This is a genomic window from Paenibacillus baimaensis, assembly GCF_025567575.1.
Window position 1 is genome coordinate 25,885 of record NZ_JAOQIO010000115.1, and the last position, 15,516, is coordinate 41,400.

Below are 15,516 nucleotides of genomic sequence, written 5' to 3' on the forward strand. Positions count from 1 at the left end.
GTCGGTTTAACAGGGATTGAGCTTAATTCACTAGCTGTTATTGCCGCAGTTGTTTGACGAGCCGCTTGGCAGGACCGTTAGGCGTCGTGATCGTTTCATACACATTGATCGTTAAATCATTTTCAAATTGCTCGGTTTTGATGCTGCTGAAGGTGATTTTTTGGTTTCCGGTTATAAGCTTCTGGGTTCCTGTGAAGCTGGCTGTTTGCGACCCCAGAGAACGTCCAAGCCCATCGACCAGCTCGAATTCAAGCTGTGAGAAATTAGGATCAACGATAACCTGCTCCTGACGGTTTACGGTCAAGTCCATTTTCAATACATAGTTGTAGGCATTGGAGCTGTATAAGGTTGTAATGGCATAAGCATCAAAGCTAAGTTGGAACGGATACAAGCTAATGGTTTTATCAATCGATTCCCCTTGTACGACTACCTGATACGTACCGACAGACAGCTTGCTGGCAGCCGTGGATTTAGGGTCAAATACGTTCAGCGCGAGCTGGGTGCCCATTTCCGTGGTAGGCAGCATGTAAGAGTAGGATACGACATAGCTTGTGTTCGGCATGATTTGACTGATGGCTGCTGATTGTCTGACTCCGGCAAAAGCAAGTCCTTGTCCATTAATGAGTTCGGTTCCAAGTGTTGGCAGTGCAAGGGGGCTGCCTCCATTGTTGGTAAGCTTGTATTTGGCAATAGCGGTTCGATAACCAAAATCACTGTTTTCATGGATATGAAGCTCCATTAAGGATACGCCGATATTCGTGTCCAGCCAGCCATTAGAAGCAAAGCTCAGAGGTGTCCCCATTTCATAGGGCTTGGCCTGTATCGCAGCATTATTCGCATATTCCACATGACTCAAATCAAACAGCATAACAGGACGTTTAACCGTAGTATTGCTGCGGTTTGTTGTGTTGGAGCTTGCATTGCCTGTATTGTTTGAAGCATTTGTACCTGAATTCGTATTCCCACCAGTACCGCCATTGGCTGCCGATTCGTTAACCGTCGAGCTGCTGCCGGAATTTGCAGCTGCTCCTGAATTGCTGCTGGATGTATTCGCATTTCCGCTGCTTGAGCCGTTGCCATTATTATTTGATGTATTATTGTTTGAATTGTTATTGTTGGTATTCGTATTGGTTACCGGAGTGGCGTTCTCAAATAAAACAAGACTAACGGTTCGAGGCTCGATACCGTCAGGCAGCAGGATCGAATACTGGACGTTTGCAATCTGACCTGGTGACAGGAAGCCGCTTCGCAGTGACTGTTCCTGGCTTGCCTCCATGGCCCCTGTACCAAACTGATAGGACCCGGTTAATGCGGGGAGCGCTGCAGCGGCATTACTATCATTACGGATTTTAATTGTTGTTTGTAAAAGAACGCCTTCGGTTTGTTTGACTGCTATCACTTTGTCCGCGACGACCATGAGGCTGCTGTCAGTACCGAACAAGGAATAGGGCTGCTCTTTGCCCACAGGCACTTTGATTTCGGTTTCGGTTAGGGCCAATGTTCCAAGTACATGATCCTCCGCTTCGCTGACGTAAAAAGCATCCATACGTGTGCTATTCATTACAAAATTGTCGGGTACCGGGGTGCGGATCATAAGCTTGGTTAGTTTGCCAGGCAGTAGAGATTGCTGGCTGCCTTCAACGAAGGAGCTGCTGTATTTCAATGAATCGGAAGCGTATAAACGAAACTGCAAGCTGTTAGGCAGGCTTAAAGTCGCTTTATCTCCATTTTGAGCAAATAATTCAGTATATATGTAACTATTGCCATTTTCGTTAATTTTGTAGCTGCGTCCGAGACGCATAGCCACTTGAACTTCCTTCGAATAAGACGCATCCAGCTCGTTCATGGGAATCAGAATTTGCTTGGATGCATCATAGAAGGAAGTGACTGCGTTAGAAACCGATAAATCGCCAATGCTTCTCATAAAAGTAGGCTGACTGTCATCCCATGCAAACAAATTGATAGTAAGCTCATCAGGGTGTTCTCCCGCTGCCATTTCTGAATAAAAACGGAACTCCTGATCCTTTCCTGACTTCACGCGAGCATTTTGCTTGCTTGTCAATTGGGCAGGAAACAGATTGCCTTGTCCATCAACAATACGAACTCCATAGCTATTAAAATCTATATCGCTCTCGCTGCCATTGTGTATGTTCAATGAAAATTGTATGGAGCTTGAAGCGTTCCCGGAAGTAAAAGCGGCGTTCTCCAGAGTGAAATAAGCATCTGTGGCGACAAATACACCCTCTTTCCCGGCCATAGCCGATGGTGTGACAGCTAACAAGCTGCTCGTACAAACCGCTGCTGCTACCAGCCATTTTTTTGCAGGTAATGACCATCTATCATTGCGTTTCATGTGGTTTCCTCCTAAAAGCTTTCCGCAGGAAAGCTATCTTCGTAAGCGTAACTGCGCTAATCGGTCCTCAGTGCGTCTATGGGACGCAGCTTGGATGCTTTATTGGCAGGGTAGAGCCCGAATATCATACCTACAGCAACTGAGAATAAAAAGGCATACAGGCTAACCTCAAAGGAAAGCTGCGTGGTCTGCTTCGGATTGATCATCGGCCAAGCGATGGCAATTCCGCTTCCCAGCAGCAGGCCAATAATCCCGCCCAGACCGCTGATCACCGTGGCTTCAATTAAAAACTGGAGCAGTATATTTCTGCGTTTCGCTCCAATTGATTTGCGGATTCCGATTTCCCGTGTCCGTTCACTAACCGTCACCAGCATAATGTTCATAATTCCGATACCGCCAACAAGCAATGAAATACAAGCAACACTAATCAATTGATTATTCAAGGTGCTGGATGCCGCTACGCGGGCGTTCATCAATTCATCCTGATTCACTAGTTGAAATCCGGTTTCGCTTTTGAATTTATAGCTCAAATACTGCTTCATCGTATTTTGCGCGGCGGACAACTCTTCTTTGGTAGGCGCCTCCAAATAAGTCGTACGAATATTCCCAAGCTTAAAGGCACGTCGTGCCGTTTCCAAAGGAACAAAGACGGAATTATCCAATGAAACCCCACTCATGTTGGAGCCCTTGGTTTTTAAGGTTCCAACTATCGTAAACACGATGCCATCGATATTGATATCCTCGCCGATCGGGTCCAGAGTTCCAAAGTAATACTGGGCTACCGTGCTGCCCAATATAGCCACTGGATTGCGAAACTCCATGTCCGCCTCAAGAATAAAACGGCCTGAGGCCAGCTCCCCTTTCATCAGTGGCAGATAACGGTCATTGGTACCAACTACCGTATATTTTTCCTGGATACGATCGTATTTAATGTTGGAATTGCTTTTGACCATGGTGGGCGCGATCGTTTCGATCTCGGGCAGCTGCTCAAGCGACATCAGCTCGTCATAATCAAGCTGTGTGGCGCGGCCGTTGCCCAGCGTATTGACGACAATCAGGTTGGTGCCGAGGCTTTCATATTGTTTTTCAATTTGAGCGCTTGCTCCTTGCCCGATGGCTACCAAAGTGACAACGGAGCTGACCCCGATAATAACACCCAGCATGGTCAGTATAGTCCGCATCGGATTTGCGGTTACTGTTCGTAATGCCATATACAATAATTCCAACGGATTCATGCCTGCACCTCAGAAGGTTTAGTGAATGCAGTTGGGGGATCACTCAGCGATTGTTCGCCAGGAAGCGGCAAAAGTCGTTCATCCTTGACGATCGCACCATCCCGAATGGAAATAACCCTTCTGGCATGCTCGGCAATATGGTTGTCATGTGTAATCAACACAATCGTATTACCCTGCTTGTTTAACTCTATGACCAGTTCCAGAACCTCATTGCCTGTCTTGGTGTCGAGCGCGCCTGTTGGTTCATCCGCCAATAGCAGGGAGGGAGAGCCTGACAACGCTCTGGCAATGGCAACGCGCTGCTGCTGTCCCCCTGATAGCTCACTTGGCTTGTGATGACCACGCGCACCCATTCCGAGCAATTCAAGCATGCGCATTGCCTTTTCCCGTCGCTCTTTTTTGCCGAGACCTGAATAGATCAGGGGAAGCTCGACATTTTCCAAAGCATTCAGCCGGGGCAGCAGATTGAATTGTTGAAAAATAAAGCCGATTTTTTTGTTTCGCAGCTCTGCCAGCTGATTATCACTCATTTTTTCGGTAGCTACGCCATCGAGTAGATAGCTGCCGGAAGTCGGGATATCCAATAACCCGATCGTATTCATAAGCGTTGATTTACCGGAGCCGCTGGGGCCAATTATAGCAACGAAATCGCCTTTGGCGACAGACAGCGAGAGGTCGTTTAAGATGTGCAGCTTCTCTGCGCCGCGTTCATACACCTTGGTAATATTGCGTAGTTCGATCATGGAATGCATTCCGGGAAATACCTCCTTTATGTAACATTTATCGATTGTTCCCGCCCGTTCTTTGGTTGCCGCCGCCTGTGCCACCAGCACCTGCACCGCCACCACCACCAGGGCCAGCAGGAAATCCGCCAGCTCCCGCACCACCAGCACCACCTTGAAATTGTTGACGGAGACGGTCAATATCTGCCTGACTGGCATTTTGTGTTCTTTGACGTGAGGCTGCCACGACCTGGTCGCCCTCGTTCAGGCCCTCTGTAACTTCTATATCGGTTTTGCTGCGGATTCCGATTTTTATCTCATGGCGCTCTTCCTTGGTGCCATCCGCTTTTAGCAGTGTAACGTATCGTTTTCCTTGCTGTTGTTGAAGTGCTTCGATAGGCAGCAAGACGATATTCTTTTTATCCTGAATAATAATTTCGGCTGTAGCCGTCATTCCGTATCGCAGCTCACTCGTATTTTTGACAGATAACACCGCATCGAAAAAGGTAACCCCATTCGTGGTCGTACCTACGGTAGATACTTGATTGACCTCACCTTCAAACACCTTGTTGGAGATCGAATCTACGCGTACCGCGGCCTTCATGCCTGCTTTGACATTGGGCAAGTCCAATTCATCAACTTGAATTGGCAGCTGCATATAATCAAGACTGGCAACAGCTCCGAGCAGCGTATTCACTTCAATCTTGGAGCCGACTGGATAGCTGGCCAGCACATTGCTTTTCTTATTGGCAAAATCGGTAGAAAACACGCCGTCAAACGGAGCGCGAATCGTAAGCTGCTTTACCTTTTCCTGTAGGTCGTTGATTGTATTTTTTTGGCGTTCTATTGTGGACGACTTGCTTGCAATGTCATTTTGCAGTGTATCGTTGAACAACGAGGCAATCACATCACCTTGTTTGACATAGCTGCCCGTTTTCACCTTCAATTCTTTAATGACACCGCTTGCGCTTGTAAGAATAGTTTCTATCGAATTGTAATCCAGAACGCCCTTATCGGACGATTCAACAAGCCGACCATTCAGCTGCAAGCTGCCCTTGACCTTCATTCCAACTGCTAACGTGCCGTCATTGGTTACCTTGATGTCGACCTCAAGCAATTTGCCGCCATTGGCATCAGCTTTAGGCTGAGTCCCGATAGCTTCGACCTTAGCAGTTTTCGTCAGGTTAAATCCGTCGACGGTGAGGTCAATGAGATCGCCTTTTTTAAGCTGTACCGCATTTTCCAGTACAAAAGACAGCTTCGTAATAAGCGTGGAGGAATCGGATAATGTAGCAAAGCGGCTCGTTTTGCCGACATTCGAGCCTACGTCCAAATTGCTGCTCAAGCTTAAGGTACCGCTAAGAGGCGCCACGATTTGCAAATGATTTTGCTGGTTTTGCAATTCGCTCAAATCCTTTTGCAGCTGCACAAGGGTGGATTCGGCCTCCTGCAGGCTGATCTCCTGAGAGGGCACCGATATTTCAAGCAAAACATCCCCCTTGCTGACAGCCTGATTGCGGGTCAGATTCATCGTTTTGATCGTACCATCGGCAGTAGCTATAATATTCTGCATATCTCTGGCCTCGAATTGAGAAGTGCCGGATACAACAGATCGGATGGTCCCTTTTTTAATAGTAAGAACTTTCTCTTGTGGATTGGCAGTCTGGGATTTAGGCTGAGAGTAAACATACCAATAGGCTCCAGCTCCGCATAGTACCAATACGCTGGCTACTATGATCCCTATTTTATAGCGAGATTTCATTCAAGCTTCTCCTTTCAAGCGACTTGGCAGAGGGGTGCCAGTTTTCTAATATTGTAGCAACGGGATGTGAATGAAGTGTGAAAAAATGTGAAAGCCATACGTAGAAAATAAAAAGCAGCAGCTGCGTGGATCGCAGCTGCTGCCTAAAGTCGATATGTTTCTATTCAAAAAGCTTTTTTAGATTCTCGTGATAAGGGGCGCGGATTACGCCTTTTTCTGTAATAATCGCAGTCACATATTCATTCGGTGTGATATCAAATGCAGGATTGAACACCTTAACACCCTTCGGTGCGGTGCGTTTGCCAAAGCCTTGTGTAATTTCGTCCTCATGACGCTCCTCAATCGGAATGTCTGCCCCATTAGCAGTATTCAGATCAATGGTTGACATCGGGCAAGCCACATAAAAAGGAATCCCGTGAGCTTTGGCTAGAACAGCCACGCTGTAGGTGCCGATCTTGTTGGCTACGTCGCCATTGGCCGCGACACGGTCTGTGCCGACAATGACTGCTTGTACCCAGCCTTTACTCATGACGACTCCAGCCATGTTGTCGCAGATGAGTGTGACATCAACGCCTGCCTGCTGCAGCTCGAACGCGGTCAGACGTGCGCCTTGCAGCACGGGTCGGGTTTCATCGGCAAACACCTTGAGATGGATGCCGCGCTCCTGGGCCAGGTACATCGGTGCGAGTGCCGTGCCGTAACGGGCTGTCGCCAGACCACCGGCATTACAATGCGTGAGCACGCCCATTCCGTCCTCGAACAAATCCAAAGCGTGCACGCCGATAAGCCGGCACGTTTCCTCGTCCTCGCTCTGGATCAGCTTCGCTTCATCCAGCAGCGACTGCTTCATCGCTTCCGGCTCGCCTCCAGCGGAAGCAAGCTCCGTGGCACGCTGCTTCATCCGCTCCAGCGCCCAGAACAAGTTCACCGCCGTCGGGCGCGACGTCGCCAAATAATCACACTGCTTGACCGTCTCGGCAAGCAGCAGCTCCAGGCTGCCGCTTGTATCCCGCGCGCCGAGATAAACCCCGTACGCCGCTGCGATCCCGATTGCGGGCGCGCCGCGTACCGCCAACTGCTTGATCGCATCCCACACCTGTTCTGATGTTGTCAGCTCCAAATACACGATTTCATCCGGCAGCTGCCGTTGATCTAGCAAATCCAAACTATCGGTCGCCGAGTTCCAGCGGACCGACTGCAGCCAATCCGCTGCCTTATTCTTTTCTTCCTGTTGATCTTGTATGCTCATCCCAGATGCTCCTTTCTATTTCTGTTCAATCGCTTCGGCCGCAATCTCCAACAGGTCGTTAATCGATTGAGCTTGACGGTTATGCTTGATGAGGGCCGTGCCGATGCGAAGCGCAATGCGCCGTGCGCGATCCTTGGCGGCTTCGTCCTCAAGCTTATTAATGTCGGCAACCTGGGCAAGACCGTGTACGCGGCGGACCATTTTGCATCCGGTATAACCAATCGCGTCACGAAGCACCTGCTCCAGATACCATTCCTGATAGTTCTCCCCAGCAAATACGCGGTCTACGCCATACAGCGACCAGATCGAGCGAAACTCACCACTGAACGTATGCCAGATATCACGGATGGTTCCAAGCAAATAACCGCGGTAATCATCACGTGCCAATTGATCCTGGCTCCAGCCCTCCTGTGCAGCATAATTCAACAACAGATTGGCAAATACCGCACCGATATCAAAGCCCATAGGACCATAATAAGCGAACTCGGGATCAATAACCTTGGTGGAATCCTCAGTAATAAAAATACTGCCAGTGTGCAAATCACCGTGAAGCAGTGCTTGAGCCTTGGTCAAAAAGCCGCTGCGCAGTATGGCTACCTCAAGCAGCAGCTCCTTATCGACCCATAGAGCCTCAACTTCGCTGCGGACAGCCGGAGGAATATCGTTCGTTTCTGCATCGCGATAAGGATCATCGAAGATCAGATCCTCCGTGATTTTGCAAAGCTCCGGATTGATGAATTGCTTGACGCGCAGCTTTTTTTCCTGCTGATTCATTCCGAGATCTGACGTATAAAATAACGTGTGGGCTATAAAACGTCCAATATGCTGGGCAAACAATGGATAGCGGTTGCCATCCATCAACCCTTTACGCATGATAACATGATCACTTAAATCCTGCATGACTGTTAAGGCCAAATCTTTATCATACGTATACACATGCGGCACCAGATCGGGGCATAAGGATTCTTGTATCTGTAAGGCTTCACTTTCAATTCGTGCCCGGTCCAGCGTGAGCGGCCATGATTCCCCGACAACCTTGGCATAAGGCAAGGCCTGCTTCAAAATAATACTTTTACCTGTCGAAGCCTCTGAAATATGAAATACGAGATTCAAATTGCCGTCCCCGATTTCATGACTGGAAAGCTCACTTCCAGCGGTGAATAAGTCAGGTATGGTGCGAGCGTAGGCTACTGCTTCTGCTTCTGTCAAAGCGTGATATGTAGTCATAGTTTCATATTCCTCCTTCGAGTTGGGTATTCTAATAATCTCGTAAGCATATGCTTATAAAATTTCATGGAAAAATGCATCAAGTATGCTCTTCATCCGATAAGACTGCTAACCTATAGTATAGCAAAATGAGACTTCGCTTGGAATAGCAGATGATGGGTTAAGATTGAAACAGAACGTCATTTACAAAAAATACATCTGGAGATAATATACCGATGACGCTCAGGTACTATATTATTCCTATACGATTCATATCGGGAGGGTTTCATAGGATGAAGCTGCTTGTAAAGTTACTGTCTATAGTGTTCGCTGTAGGTATTATACTAACGCTCGGAATGCAGGCTCAAGGGGGGCCGATTCTTGCAAATCCTTATAAAGCTAATCATCAGCAATTTGAACGATTTCATGAGCCGGTGCTCGTTGTCAATAGCGAGTCCAACCGGACGGCTCAAGCAAATCGCTAATTGAGAGAATCCCACAATATGAAAAGGGAGGGCTTAGGCCCTCCCTTTCCTTTGTCATTCTGCATCAAACAGCTTTAGAATTGCTTGCCGCGACCCCGATGCTCCACAAGGTCGATGGCACCCAATACCATATGAGCCAATCCGAAGCCTGCTACGGCTGCGGCGGCCATGGGGTACTTCCCCCTTAGTGCAACACCTGAAGCCGTCACCGCTGTACCCAAAACAGTAGGAATAAGTCCTTCTCTCATGATGGTTCCTCCTCGTAATTTTGAGTGGATGTTCGAATGCATCTATAGGTTGGGGTAAAATCGTTAAATGTATGTTTGCCAATAGTTGCATTGTCAGGCGGATCAATCTTATAATGGAGTATTGTGAATTACAGCTGGCTTCATATTTTCTTTTGAAGGGAGGCGAGAGTAGTGACGGAAAGCACGTTAAAGCCGGTCGCTTTAAAGGAATGGGCCGTAGCTATAGAAGCGCTGCGAGCAGGTCGGCAAATTATGATCATGCGAAAAGGTGGGATTCGTGAGGAAACACGGGACTTCCATATTGAAAGCGAGAACTTCTATCTGTACCCGACCTACGAGCATCAGAAAAAACAATGGATTAAACCGGATCACCAATATCAGCTGGATCTGACTTTGGAGGGCTGGAGCACTGAGGATACAGAGGTTGAAGTTCATTGTTACGCTGAGCTGGTAGAGGATATACTAATAGAAGATCAGGATCAATTGAACAAGCTGAGCGAGCTGCATCTATGGACAGATACATTTGCCGAGGAAAGATTAAAGTGGAAGCGCACCAAGCCGCTTCATGTGATGCTTCTTCGGGTGTATGAGCTGGATGTGTCGATCAAGCTGCCGATTATTCCTTCTTACATAGGCTGCAAATCATGGATTCAATTGGAGAGCAGCACGATCCACACCGCATCCCGTAAGCCTGTGATTACAGATGAAGTGTTCGATGGAGCCGTTGCTCAAATCAAGAATGCATTAAAAGGGTAATGACTAGTAGAAAGCCCAAAAAGCTGCTTTTATGAGGCATGTTTTGTATATAATTTGCAAACAGCTCTCTCAAACCATTGAGAATCAATGATAATCAGTTTATAATGATTATTAGATAAGAATAATCACTCTAAATATAGACTTTAAATATGGAGGAAATAAGATCATGGCACAAACAACGGAATTCACTATAGACGGTTTGAAAGCTACTGTCGAAGGCAAGGAAATTTTGAAGGGCTTGAACCTTACCATGAGGGGCGGAGAAATCCATGCAATCATGGGGCCCAATGGAACTGGTAAAAGTACACTTGCTTCCACTATCATGGGTCATCCCAAATATGAAGTTACCGAAGGCGCGATCACGCTCAATGGCGAAGATGTTCTCGAAATGGCTGTTGACGAAAGAGCACGTGCAGGTATTTTCCTTGCTATGCAGTATCCAAGTGAAATTACCGGTGTCACGAATGCCGATTTCCTGCGCAGTGCAATTAATGCCCGTCGTGAGGAAGGCAGCGAAATTTCCTTGATCCGCTTTATCCGACAAATGGAAAGCAAAATGAAAGAGCTTGAAATGAATCCGGAGTTCATGCACCGCTATTTAAACGAAGGTTTTTCAGGCGGAGAAAAGAAGCGTAATGAAATTTTGCAAATGCTGCTTCTTGAGCCAAGTGTTGTTATTTTGGATGAAATCGACTCTGGTTTGGATATAGATGCCCTTCGTATTGTTGCAGCAGGTGTGAACGCGATGCGTTCCGAAGACCGCAGCTTTTTGATTATTACCCATTACCAACGGTTGCTTAACTATGTAAAACCGGATTTTGTACATGTTATGATGCAAGGACGTATAGTGAAATCGGGCGGACCTGAACTGGCAGAACGTCTTGAGAATGATGGCTACGACTGGATTAAGGAAGAGCTGGGCATTGACGATGAGACAGTTGGCGGACAGGAAGAAGAATTTAAAATCCCCATGAACACTTCAGGTCCAAAATACTAAGCGATAATCGTACAGGAGGAATAAATATGACTACACAAGCCATTCTTCCCATCGATCGTCAAGCCATCGTGCAGCTGTCACAATCGAGACAAGAGCCTGAGTGGATGACCAATCTGCGTTCAGAAGCGTTGGAATTGGCCGGATCGTTGGAATTACCCGTGCTTGAAAAAACAAGAATTGACCGTTGGAACCTTCGTTCTTTCGGAACCCATAAAGCAGAAACAGAAATAACCTCAACAGAACAGCTGCCTGCATTTACCAAAGCGCTGCTGCAGGATGACAGTGATCAAGCCAGCTTGATCATTCAAAGAAATTCCAGCATCGTGTTCCAGAATGTTTCAGAGGAGCTGACCAAGCAGGGCGTGATCTTCTCAAGCCTTGAAGCAGCTTTAACGAATCATCCAGAGCTGGTTAAGCAGTATTTCATGAGTGTGGTTAGCAAGGATGAGAACAAGCTGACAGCTCTTCATACAGCACTATGGAGCGGTGGCGTGTTCTTGTATGTACCTAAGAATGTAAGAGTCGAACTGCCGCTGCAGGCTTTATTCCTGACTGATGACGCTGATGCGTGCTTCTCGCCTCATGTGCTCATCATTGCCGAGCAGCATTCTTATGTTACGTATGTCGATAATTTTGCTTCTCATGGTGATTTGAACCATCTTGTTCAGAACGGTGTTGTAGAGGTTATCCTGAAACCTGGAGCGGTTGTCAATTATGCTTCGGTTCACAACTTTGACGAATCGGTTACGGATCTTTCCTACCGGAGAGCTGTTGTTGAGCAGGATGCTACGATGAACTGGGTAATCGGCGAGATGAACTATGGCAATGTCATGTCAGATACAACATCACTCTTGAAGGGCAACGGCTCAACCTCCGATGCCAAAATCATTTGTGTCGGTACCAACGAACAGAAGCTGAATGTAACCACTCGTGCCGTTCACTTTGGTAAAAACTCGAGCAGCGACATGATTACCCGTGCCGTTATGCGTGATGCAGCTACGGCGATTATTAACGGAATCACCAAGATTGAAAAGGGCGCTACAGGCGCTAATGGCCAGCAAACCGAAAAAGTGCTTATGCTGAGTCCAAAAGCACGCGGCGATGCGAATCCGATCCTGCTCATCGATGAGGATGATGTGAAAGCCGGACATGCCGCCAGCGTAGGTCAAGTAAATCCGGAGCAGATTCATTATTTGATGTCCCGCGGGATTACACGTGAAGAAGCACAGCGTCTGGTTATTTATGGCTTCCTTGCACCCGTTGTGTCTATCATCCCAATGAAAAACATCCAGGAACAGCTGCAGCGCTTCGTTGAAAGGAAGCTGGGACAATGAATACCAAAGAGATCCGTCAACTATTTCCCATCCTTCATCAGGAAGTAAACGGTCATCCTCTGGTATATCTGGATTCGGCTGCGACCTCGCAAAAACCGGTGTCCGTTATTGAGGCGATCAAGCATTATTACGAATTTGATAACTCCAATGTGCACCGTGGTGTTCATACGTTAGGTTCGAGAGCTACTGACGCTTATGAGGGTGCACGTGAAAAGGTAGCCAAATTCATTAATGCCGGCTCTACGGAAGAAGTTATTTTTACCCGCGGCACAACAACGGCTTTGAATATGGTCGCATCTGGTTATGCACGTGTGATTTGTCAGGAGGGGGATGAAATTGTCATTACCCCAATGGAGCATCATAGTAATCTGATTCCATGGCAGCAGGTGGCCAAAGCGACCGGTGCCGTGTTGAAATATATTCCACTTCAGGAGGATGGTTCGATTCTTCTGCAGGACGTGGAAGATACGATCACGGAGCGTACCAAAATCGTATCGGTTACCTACGTTTCCAACGTACTTGGTGTTGTGAATCCAGTTAAAGCTATTGCGGAAATCGCGCATCGTCATGGTGCGAAGATGGTCGTTGATGGTGCACAAAGCACACCGCATTTGAAGGTTGACGTACAGGACCTTGATTGTGATTTTTACGCCTTATCAGGGCACAAAATGTGCGGTCCAACCGGCATTGGTGCCCTGTATGGCAAAAAGACGCTGCTTGAGCATATGGAGCCTATCGAGTTTGGCGGCGAAATGATTGACCATGTGGATCTATATGATTCTACCTGGAAGGAGCTCCCTTGGAAGTTCGAGGGGGGTACACCTGTCATTGCTGGAGCTGTTGGCCTTGGCGCCGCAATTGATTTTCTGGAAAGCATCGGAATGGATGAGATTGAACGTCACGAAAGGCAGCTGACTGCTTATGCTGTAGAGCGCTTGAGTGAGATTGAGGATTTGAAGATTTATGGACCACTTACGGATCGAGCCGGTTTGGTTACTTTTAATTTAGGTGATGTTCATCCCCATGATGTAGCAACCGTACTGGATACGGATGGAATTGCTATTCGTGCAGGTCATCACTGCTGCCAGCCTTTAATGCGTTGGTTGCAAGTATCATCAACGGCTCGGGCGAGCTTTTACCTTTATAATACGGAAGAGGATATTGACCGTCTGGTTGCTTCGCTTCTAAAAACAAAGGAGTACTTCGGCCATGCAATTGGATGATTTGTATCGTAGAGTCATTATGGATCATTATAAAACCCCTCGTAACCGCGGCACCTTTGAAGATGAAGCTGTCACCATTGACTTAAACAATCCAACCTGCGGCGATAAGATTCAGCTTCAGATGCAGATTGATAATGGTAAGGTGAAAGCTGCCAAATTCGTTGGTGAAGGCTGCTCCATCAGCCTTTCCTCCGCTTCGATGATGACTGATGCTGTCAAAGGCAAAACAATCGAAGAGGCGTTGGAGATGGCTGACAAATTCTCCTCACTCATGAAGGGCGAGCCTGTAGAATTTGAATACGAGGATATTGAGGCCCTCTCAGGGGTGAACAAATTTCCGGCACGCATCAAGTGCGCAACGTTGTCATGGAACGCCTTACGTAAGGGAATTGAACAATCGCAACGACAGGAATAAAGTCGAATATCATATAACTAACGAACGATATTTTAAAGGAGGTTTACCTATTATGGCCAAGCAAATGCCCGAAATGGAAGCTTATCAATATGGATTTCGTGACACGCACGAATCAATCTTCAAAAGCGGCAAAGGCTTAACTCGTGAAATCATTATGGAAATTTCCGCAATGAAAAAAGAACCGGACTGGATGCTTGAATTCCGTTTAAAGTCCTTTGAGCAGTTTTTGAAAATGCCTATGCCGCGTTGGGGCGGTAACATGGACGATCTGGATTTTGAAGACATCCAGTACTATGTTAAGCCTTCAGAGAAGCAAGGAAAGACATGGGAAGAGGTACCTACAGAAATCAAGGAAACCTTTGATAAGCTTGGAATTCCTGAAGCTGAACAAAAGTTTCTTGCCGGTGTATCCGCGCAATATGAATCTGAGGTCGTATATCACAGTATGCAAAAGGATCTTGAGGATAAGGGTGTTATCTTCACGGATACCGATACAGCGCTTCGTGAATTCCCGGAAATTTTCAGAGAGCATTTCGGTACGATTATTCCTCCAAGCGACAACAAATTCGCTGCACTGAACAGTGCGGTATGGTCAGGCGGAAGCTTTATCTATGTACCTAAAGGCGTGAAGGTGGATACTCCGCTTCAAGCTTACTTCCGTATCAACTCCGAGAACATGGGGCAGTTTGAGCGTACGTTGATCATTACGGACGAAGACAGCTTTGTTCACTATGTGGAAGGCTGTACAGCTCCGATTTACAGCACGAATTCTCTGCACAGTGCGGTTGTTGAGATCATTTGTAAGAAAAACTCCCGTGCTCGTTATACGACGATTCAAAACTGGGCTCCAAACATTTATAATCTGGTTACAAAACGTGCTGTTGCTGAAGAAAATGCAACGATGGAATGGGTAGATGGCAACATCGGCTCCAAGCTGACCATGAAGTACCCGGCTGTTGTACTCAAAGGCCGCGGCGCTAAAGGTATGGTGCTTTCGATTGCTGTAGCAGGACGCGGACAGCATCAGGATGCAGGCGCGAAGATGACTCACCTGGCACCTGATACAACTTCCACGATTGTATCCAAATCGATCAGCAAGCATGGTGGTAAAGTAACTTACCGTGGTCTGGCATCGTTTGGACGCAACTCCCAAGGCTCCAAGGCCAATATCAAATGTGATACATTGATCATGGATAAAGAATCCACCTCGGATACTATTCCTTACAATGAGATCATGAATGATAATATTACACTGGAGCATGAAGCAACGGTATCCAAGGTATCGGAAGATCAATTGTTCTATCTGATGAGCCGCGGACTGACTGAAGCCGAAGCTACACAAATGATCGTCATGGGCTTTATTGAACCGTTCACCAAAGAGCTGCCAATGGAATATGCAGTTGAAATGAATCGTTTGATCAAGTTCGAGATGGAAGGCAGTATCGGTTAATATTTAATCATATACTGGCTTACTATTCAGTTATAGCAAGGCATCGTTTCTCTTCGGAGGCGCGATGCCTTTTTGCTTTTC

14 protein-coding genes are annotated in these 15,516 nt (G+C 47.1%); 7 read left to right on the plus strand and 7 right to left on the minus strand.

The genetic code is table 11. From position 1 onward, the window contains the following. Positions 1-37: 37 nt before the first annotated feature. The 6 genes from OB236_RS34200 to mtnK all read right to left on the minus strand — a co-directional run bounded on the left by OB236_RS34200 (position 38) and on the right by mtnK (position 8,548). Positions 38-2,353 carry a hypothetical protein gene (locus tag OB236_RS34200; protein WP_262688053.1) on the minus strand — a complete coding sequence of 772 codons (2,316 nt, stop codon included), beginning with the start codon at positions 2,351-2,353 and terminating at the stop codon, positions 38-40. Between the two features lie 56 nt (positions 2,354-2,409). Beyond that, the gene (locus OB236_RS34205) at positions 2,410-3,564 is read right to left on the minus strand and encodes an ABC transporter permease (RefSeq protein WP_262688055.1); all 1,155 of its coding nucleotides are present in this window, start codon (positions 3,562-3,564) and stop codon (positions 2,410-2,412) included. A 20-nt stretch (positions 3,565-3,584) separates the two neighbouring features. After that, positions 3,585-4,340, minus strand: a complete 756-nt coding sequence (locus OB236_RS34210; RefSeq protein WP_317259410.1) for an ABC transporter ATP-binding protein — start codon at positions 4,338-4,340, stop codon at positions 3,585-3,587. 28 nt (positions 4,341-4,368) lie between these two features. Next, a complete protein-coding gene (locus OB236_RS34215) occupies positions 4,369-6,072 on the minus strand; it encodes an efflux RND transporter periplasmic adaptor subunit (protein WP_262688056.1) in 1,704 nt (567 codons plus the stop codon). Positions 6,073-6,232: 160 nt separating this feature from the next. Beyond that, positions 6,233-7,321, minus strand: a complete 1,089-nt coding sequence (mtnA, locus tag OB236_RS34220) for an S-methyl-5-thioribose-1-phosphate isomerase (RefSeq protein WP_262688057.1) — start codon at positions 7,319-7,321, stop codon at positions 6,233-6,235. 15 nt (positions 7,322-7,336) lie between these two features. Next, positions 7,337-8,548, minus strand: coding sequence for an S-methyl-5-thioribose kinase (mtnK, locus tag OB236_RS34225; protein WP_262688058.1), 1,212 nt, complete (start codon positions 8,546-8,548; stop codon positions 7,337-7,339). Positions 8,549-8,820: 272 nt separating this feature from the next. On the opposite strand from mtnK, the gene OB236_RS34230 reads away from it, so the two are divergent. Continuing rightward, positions 8,821-9,012: a hypothetical protein gene (locus OB236_RS34230; RefSeq protein ID WP_262688059.1), complete on the plus strand. Its 192-nt coding sequence runs from the start codon at positions 8,821-8,823 to the stop codon at positions 9,010-9,012. Between the two features lie 74 nt (positions 9,013-9,086). On the opposite strand, the gene OB236_RS34235 is transcribed toward OB236_RS34230, so the two are convergent. After that, a complete protein-coding gene (locus tag OB236_RS34235; RefSeq protein WP_076233107.1) occupies positions 9,087-9,260 on the minus strand; it encodes an asparagine synthase in 174 nt (57 codons plus the stop codon). A 171-nt stretch (positions 9,261-9,431) separates the two neighbouring features. Between OB236_RS34235 and OB236_RS34240 the strand changes: the two genes are divergently transcribed. From OB236_RS34240 to sufB, 6 genes are all read left to right on the plus strand, one after another. Continuing rightward, entirely contained in the window at positions 9,432-10,016 is a 585-nt protein-coding gene (locus OB236_RS34240; protein ID WP_262688060.1) for a DUF1802 family protein, read from the plus strand. A gap of 166 nt (positions 10,017-10,182) precedes the next feature. Beyond that, positions 10,183-11,013 (plus strand): Fe-S cluster assembly ATPase SufC, encoded by an 831-nt coding sequence (gene sufC / locus OB236_RS34245; protein WP_262688061.1) that lies wholly within the window; start codon positions 10,183-10,185, stop codon positions 11,011-11,013. Positions 11,014-11,039: 26 nt separating this feature from the next. After that, entirely contained in the window at positions 11,040-12,347 is a 1,308-nt protein-coding gene (sufD, locus tag OB236_RS34250; protein ID WP_262688062.1) for a Fe-S cluster assembly protein SufD, read from the plus strand. Next, positions 12,344-13,570: a cysteine desulfurase gene (locus tag OB236_RS34255; RefSeq protein WP_262688063.1), complete on the plus strand. Its 1,227-nt coding sequence runs from the start codon at positions 12,344-12,346 to the stop codon at positions 13,568-13,570. Before sufD ends, OB236_RS34255 begins: the two co-directional genes overlap by 4 nt. Continuing rightward, entirely contained in the window at positions 13,557-13,985 is a 429-nt protein-coding gene (gene sufU, locus OB236_RS34260; protein ID WP_076233112.1) for a Fe-S cluster assembly sulfur transfer protein SufU, read from the plus strand. The genes OB236_RS34255 and sufU overlap by 14 nt, the downstream gene beginning before the upstream one ends. Positions 13,986-14,037: 52 nt before the next feature. Further along, complete coding sequence (sufB, locus tag OB236_RS34265; protein ID WP_262688065.1) at positions 14,038-15,435, plus strand: Fe-S cluster assembly protein SufB; 1,398 nt, start codon at positions 14,038-14,040, stop codon at positions 15,433-15,435. Positions 15,436-15,516: the final 81 nt, after the last annotated feature.

Bases quoted from the DNA above. Each gene is read 5' to 3' on its own strand.
- OB236_RS34210 (WP_317259410.1), bottom strand. From the start codon at position 4,340: ATGCATTCCATGATCGAACTACGCAATATTACCAAGGTGTATGAACGC.
- mtnA (WP_262688057.1), bottom strand. From the start codon at position 7,321: ATGAGCATACAAGATCAACAGGAAGAAAAGAATAAGGCAGCGGATTGG.
- sufB (WP_262688065.1), top strand. From the start codon at position 14,038: ATGGCCAAGCAAATGCCCGAAATGGAAGCTTATCAATATGGATTTCGT.
- OB236_RS34230 (WP_262688059.1), top strand. From the start codon at position 8,821: ATGAAGCTGCTTGTAAAGTTACTGTCTATAGTGTTCGCTGTAGGTATT.
- OB236_RS34255 (WP_262688063.1), top strand. From the start codon at position 12,344: ATGAATACCAAAGAGATCCGTCAACTATTTCCCATCCTTCATCAGGAA.
- sufC (WP_262688061.1), top strand. From the start codon at position 10,183: ATGGCACAAACAACGGAATTCACTATAGACGGTTTGAAAGCTACTGTC.
- sufD (WP_262688062.1), top strand. From the start codon at position 11,040: ATGACTACACAAGCCATTCTTCCCATCGATCGTCAAGCCATCGTGCAG.
- OB236_RS34205 (WP_262688055.1), bottom strand. From the start codon at position 3,564: ATGGCATTACGAACAGTAACCGCAAATCCGATGCGGACTATACTGACC.
- OB236_RS34235 (WP_076233107.1), bottom strand. From the start codon at position 9,260: ATGAGAGAAGGACTTATTCCTACTGTTTTGGGTACAGCGGTGACGGCT.
- sufU (WP_076233112.1), top strand. From the start codon at position 13,557: ATGCAATTGGATGATTTGTATCGTAGAGTCATTATGGATCATTATAAA.
- OB236_RS34200 (WP_262688053.1), bottom strand. From the start codon at position 2,353: ATGAAACGCAATGATAGATGGTCATTACCTGCAAAAAAATGGCTGGTA.
- mtnK (WP_262688058.1), bottom strand. From the start codon at position 8,548: ATGACTACATATCACGCTTTGACAGAAGCAGAAGCAGTAGCCTACGCT.
- OB236_RS34215 (WP_262688056.1), bottom strand. From the start codon at position 6,072: ATGAAATCTCGCTATAAAATAGGGATCATAGTAGCCAGCGTATTGGTA.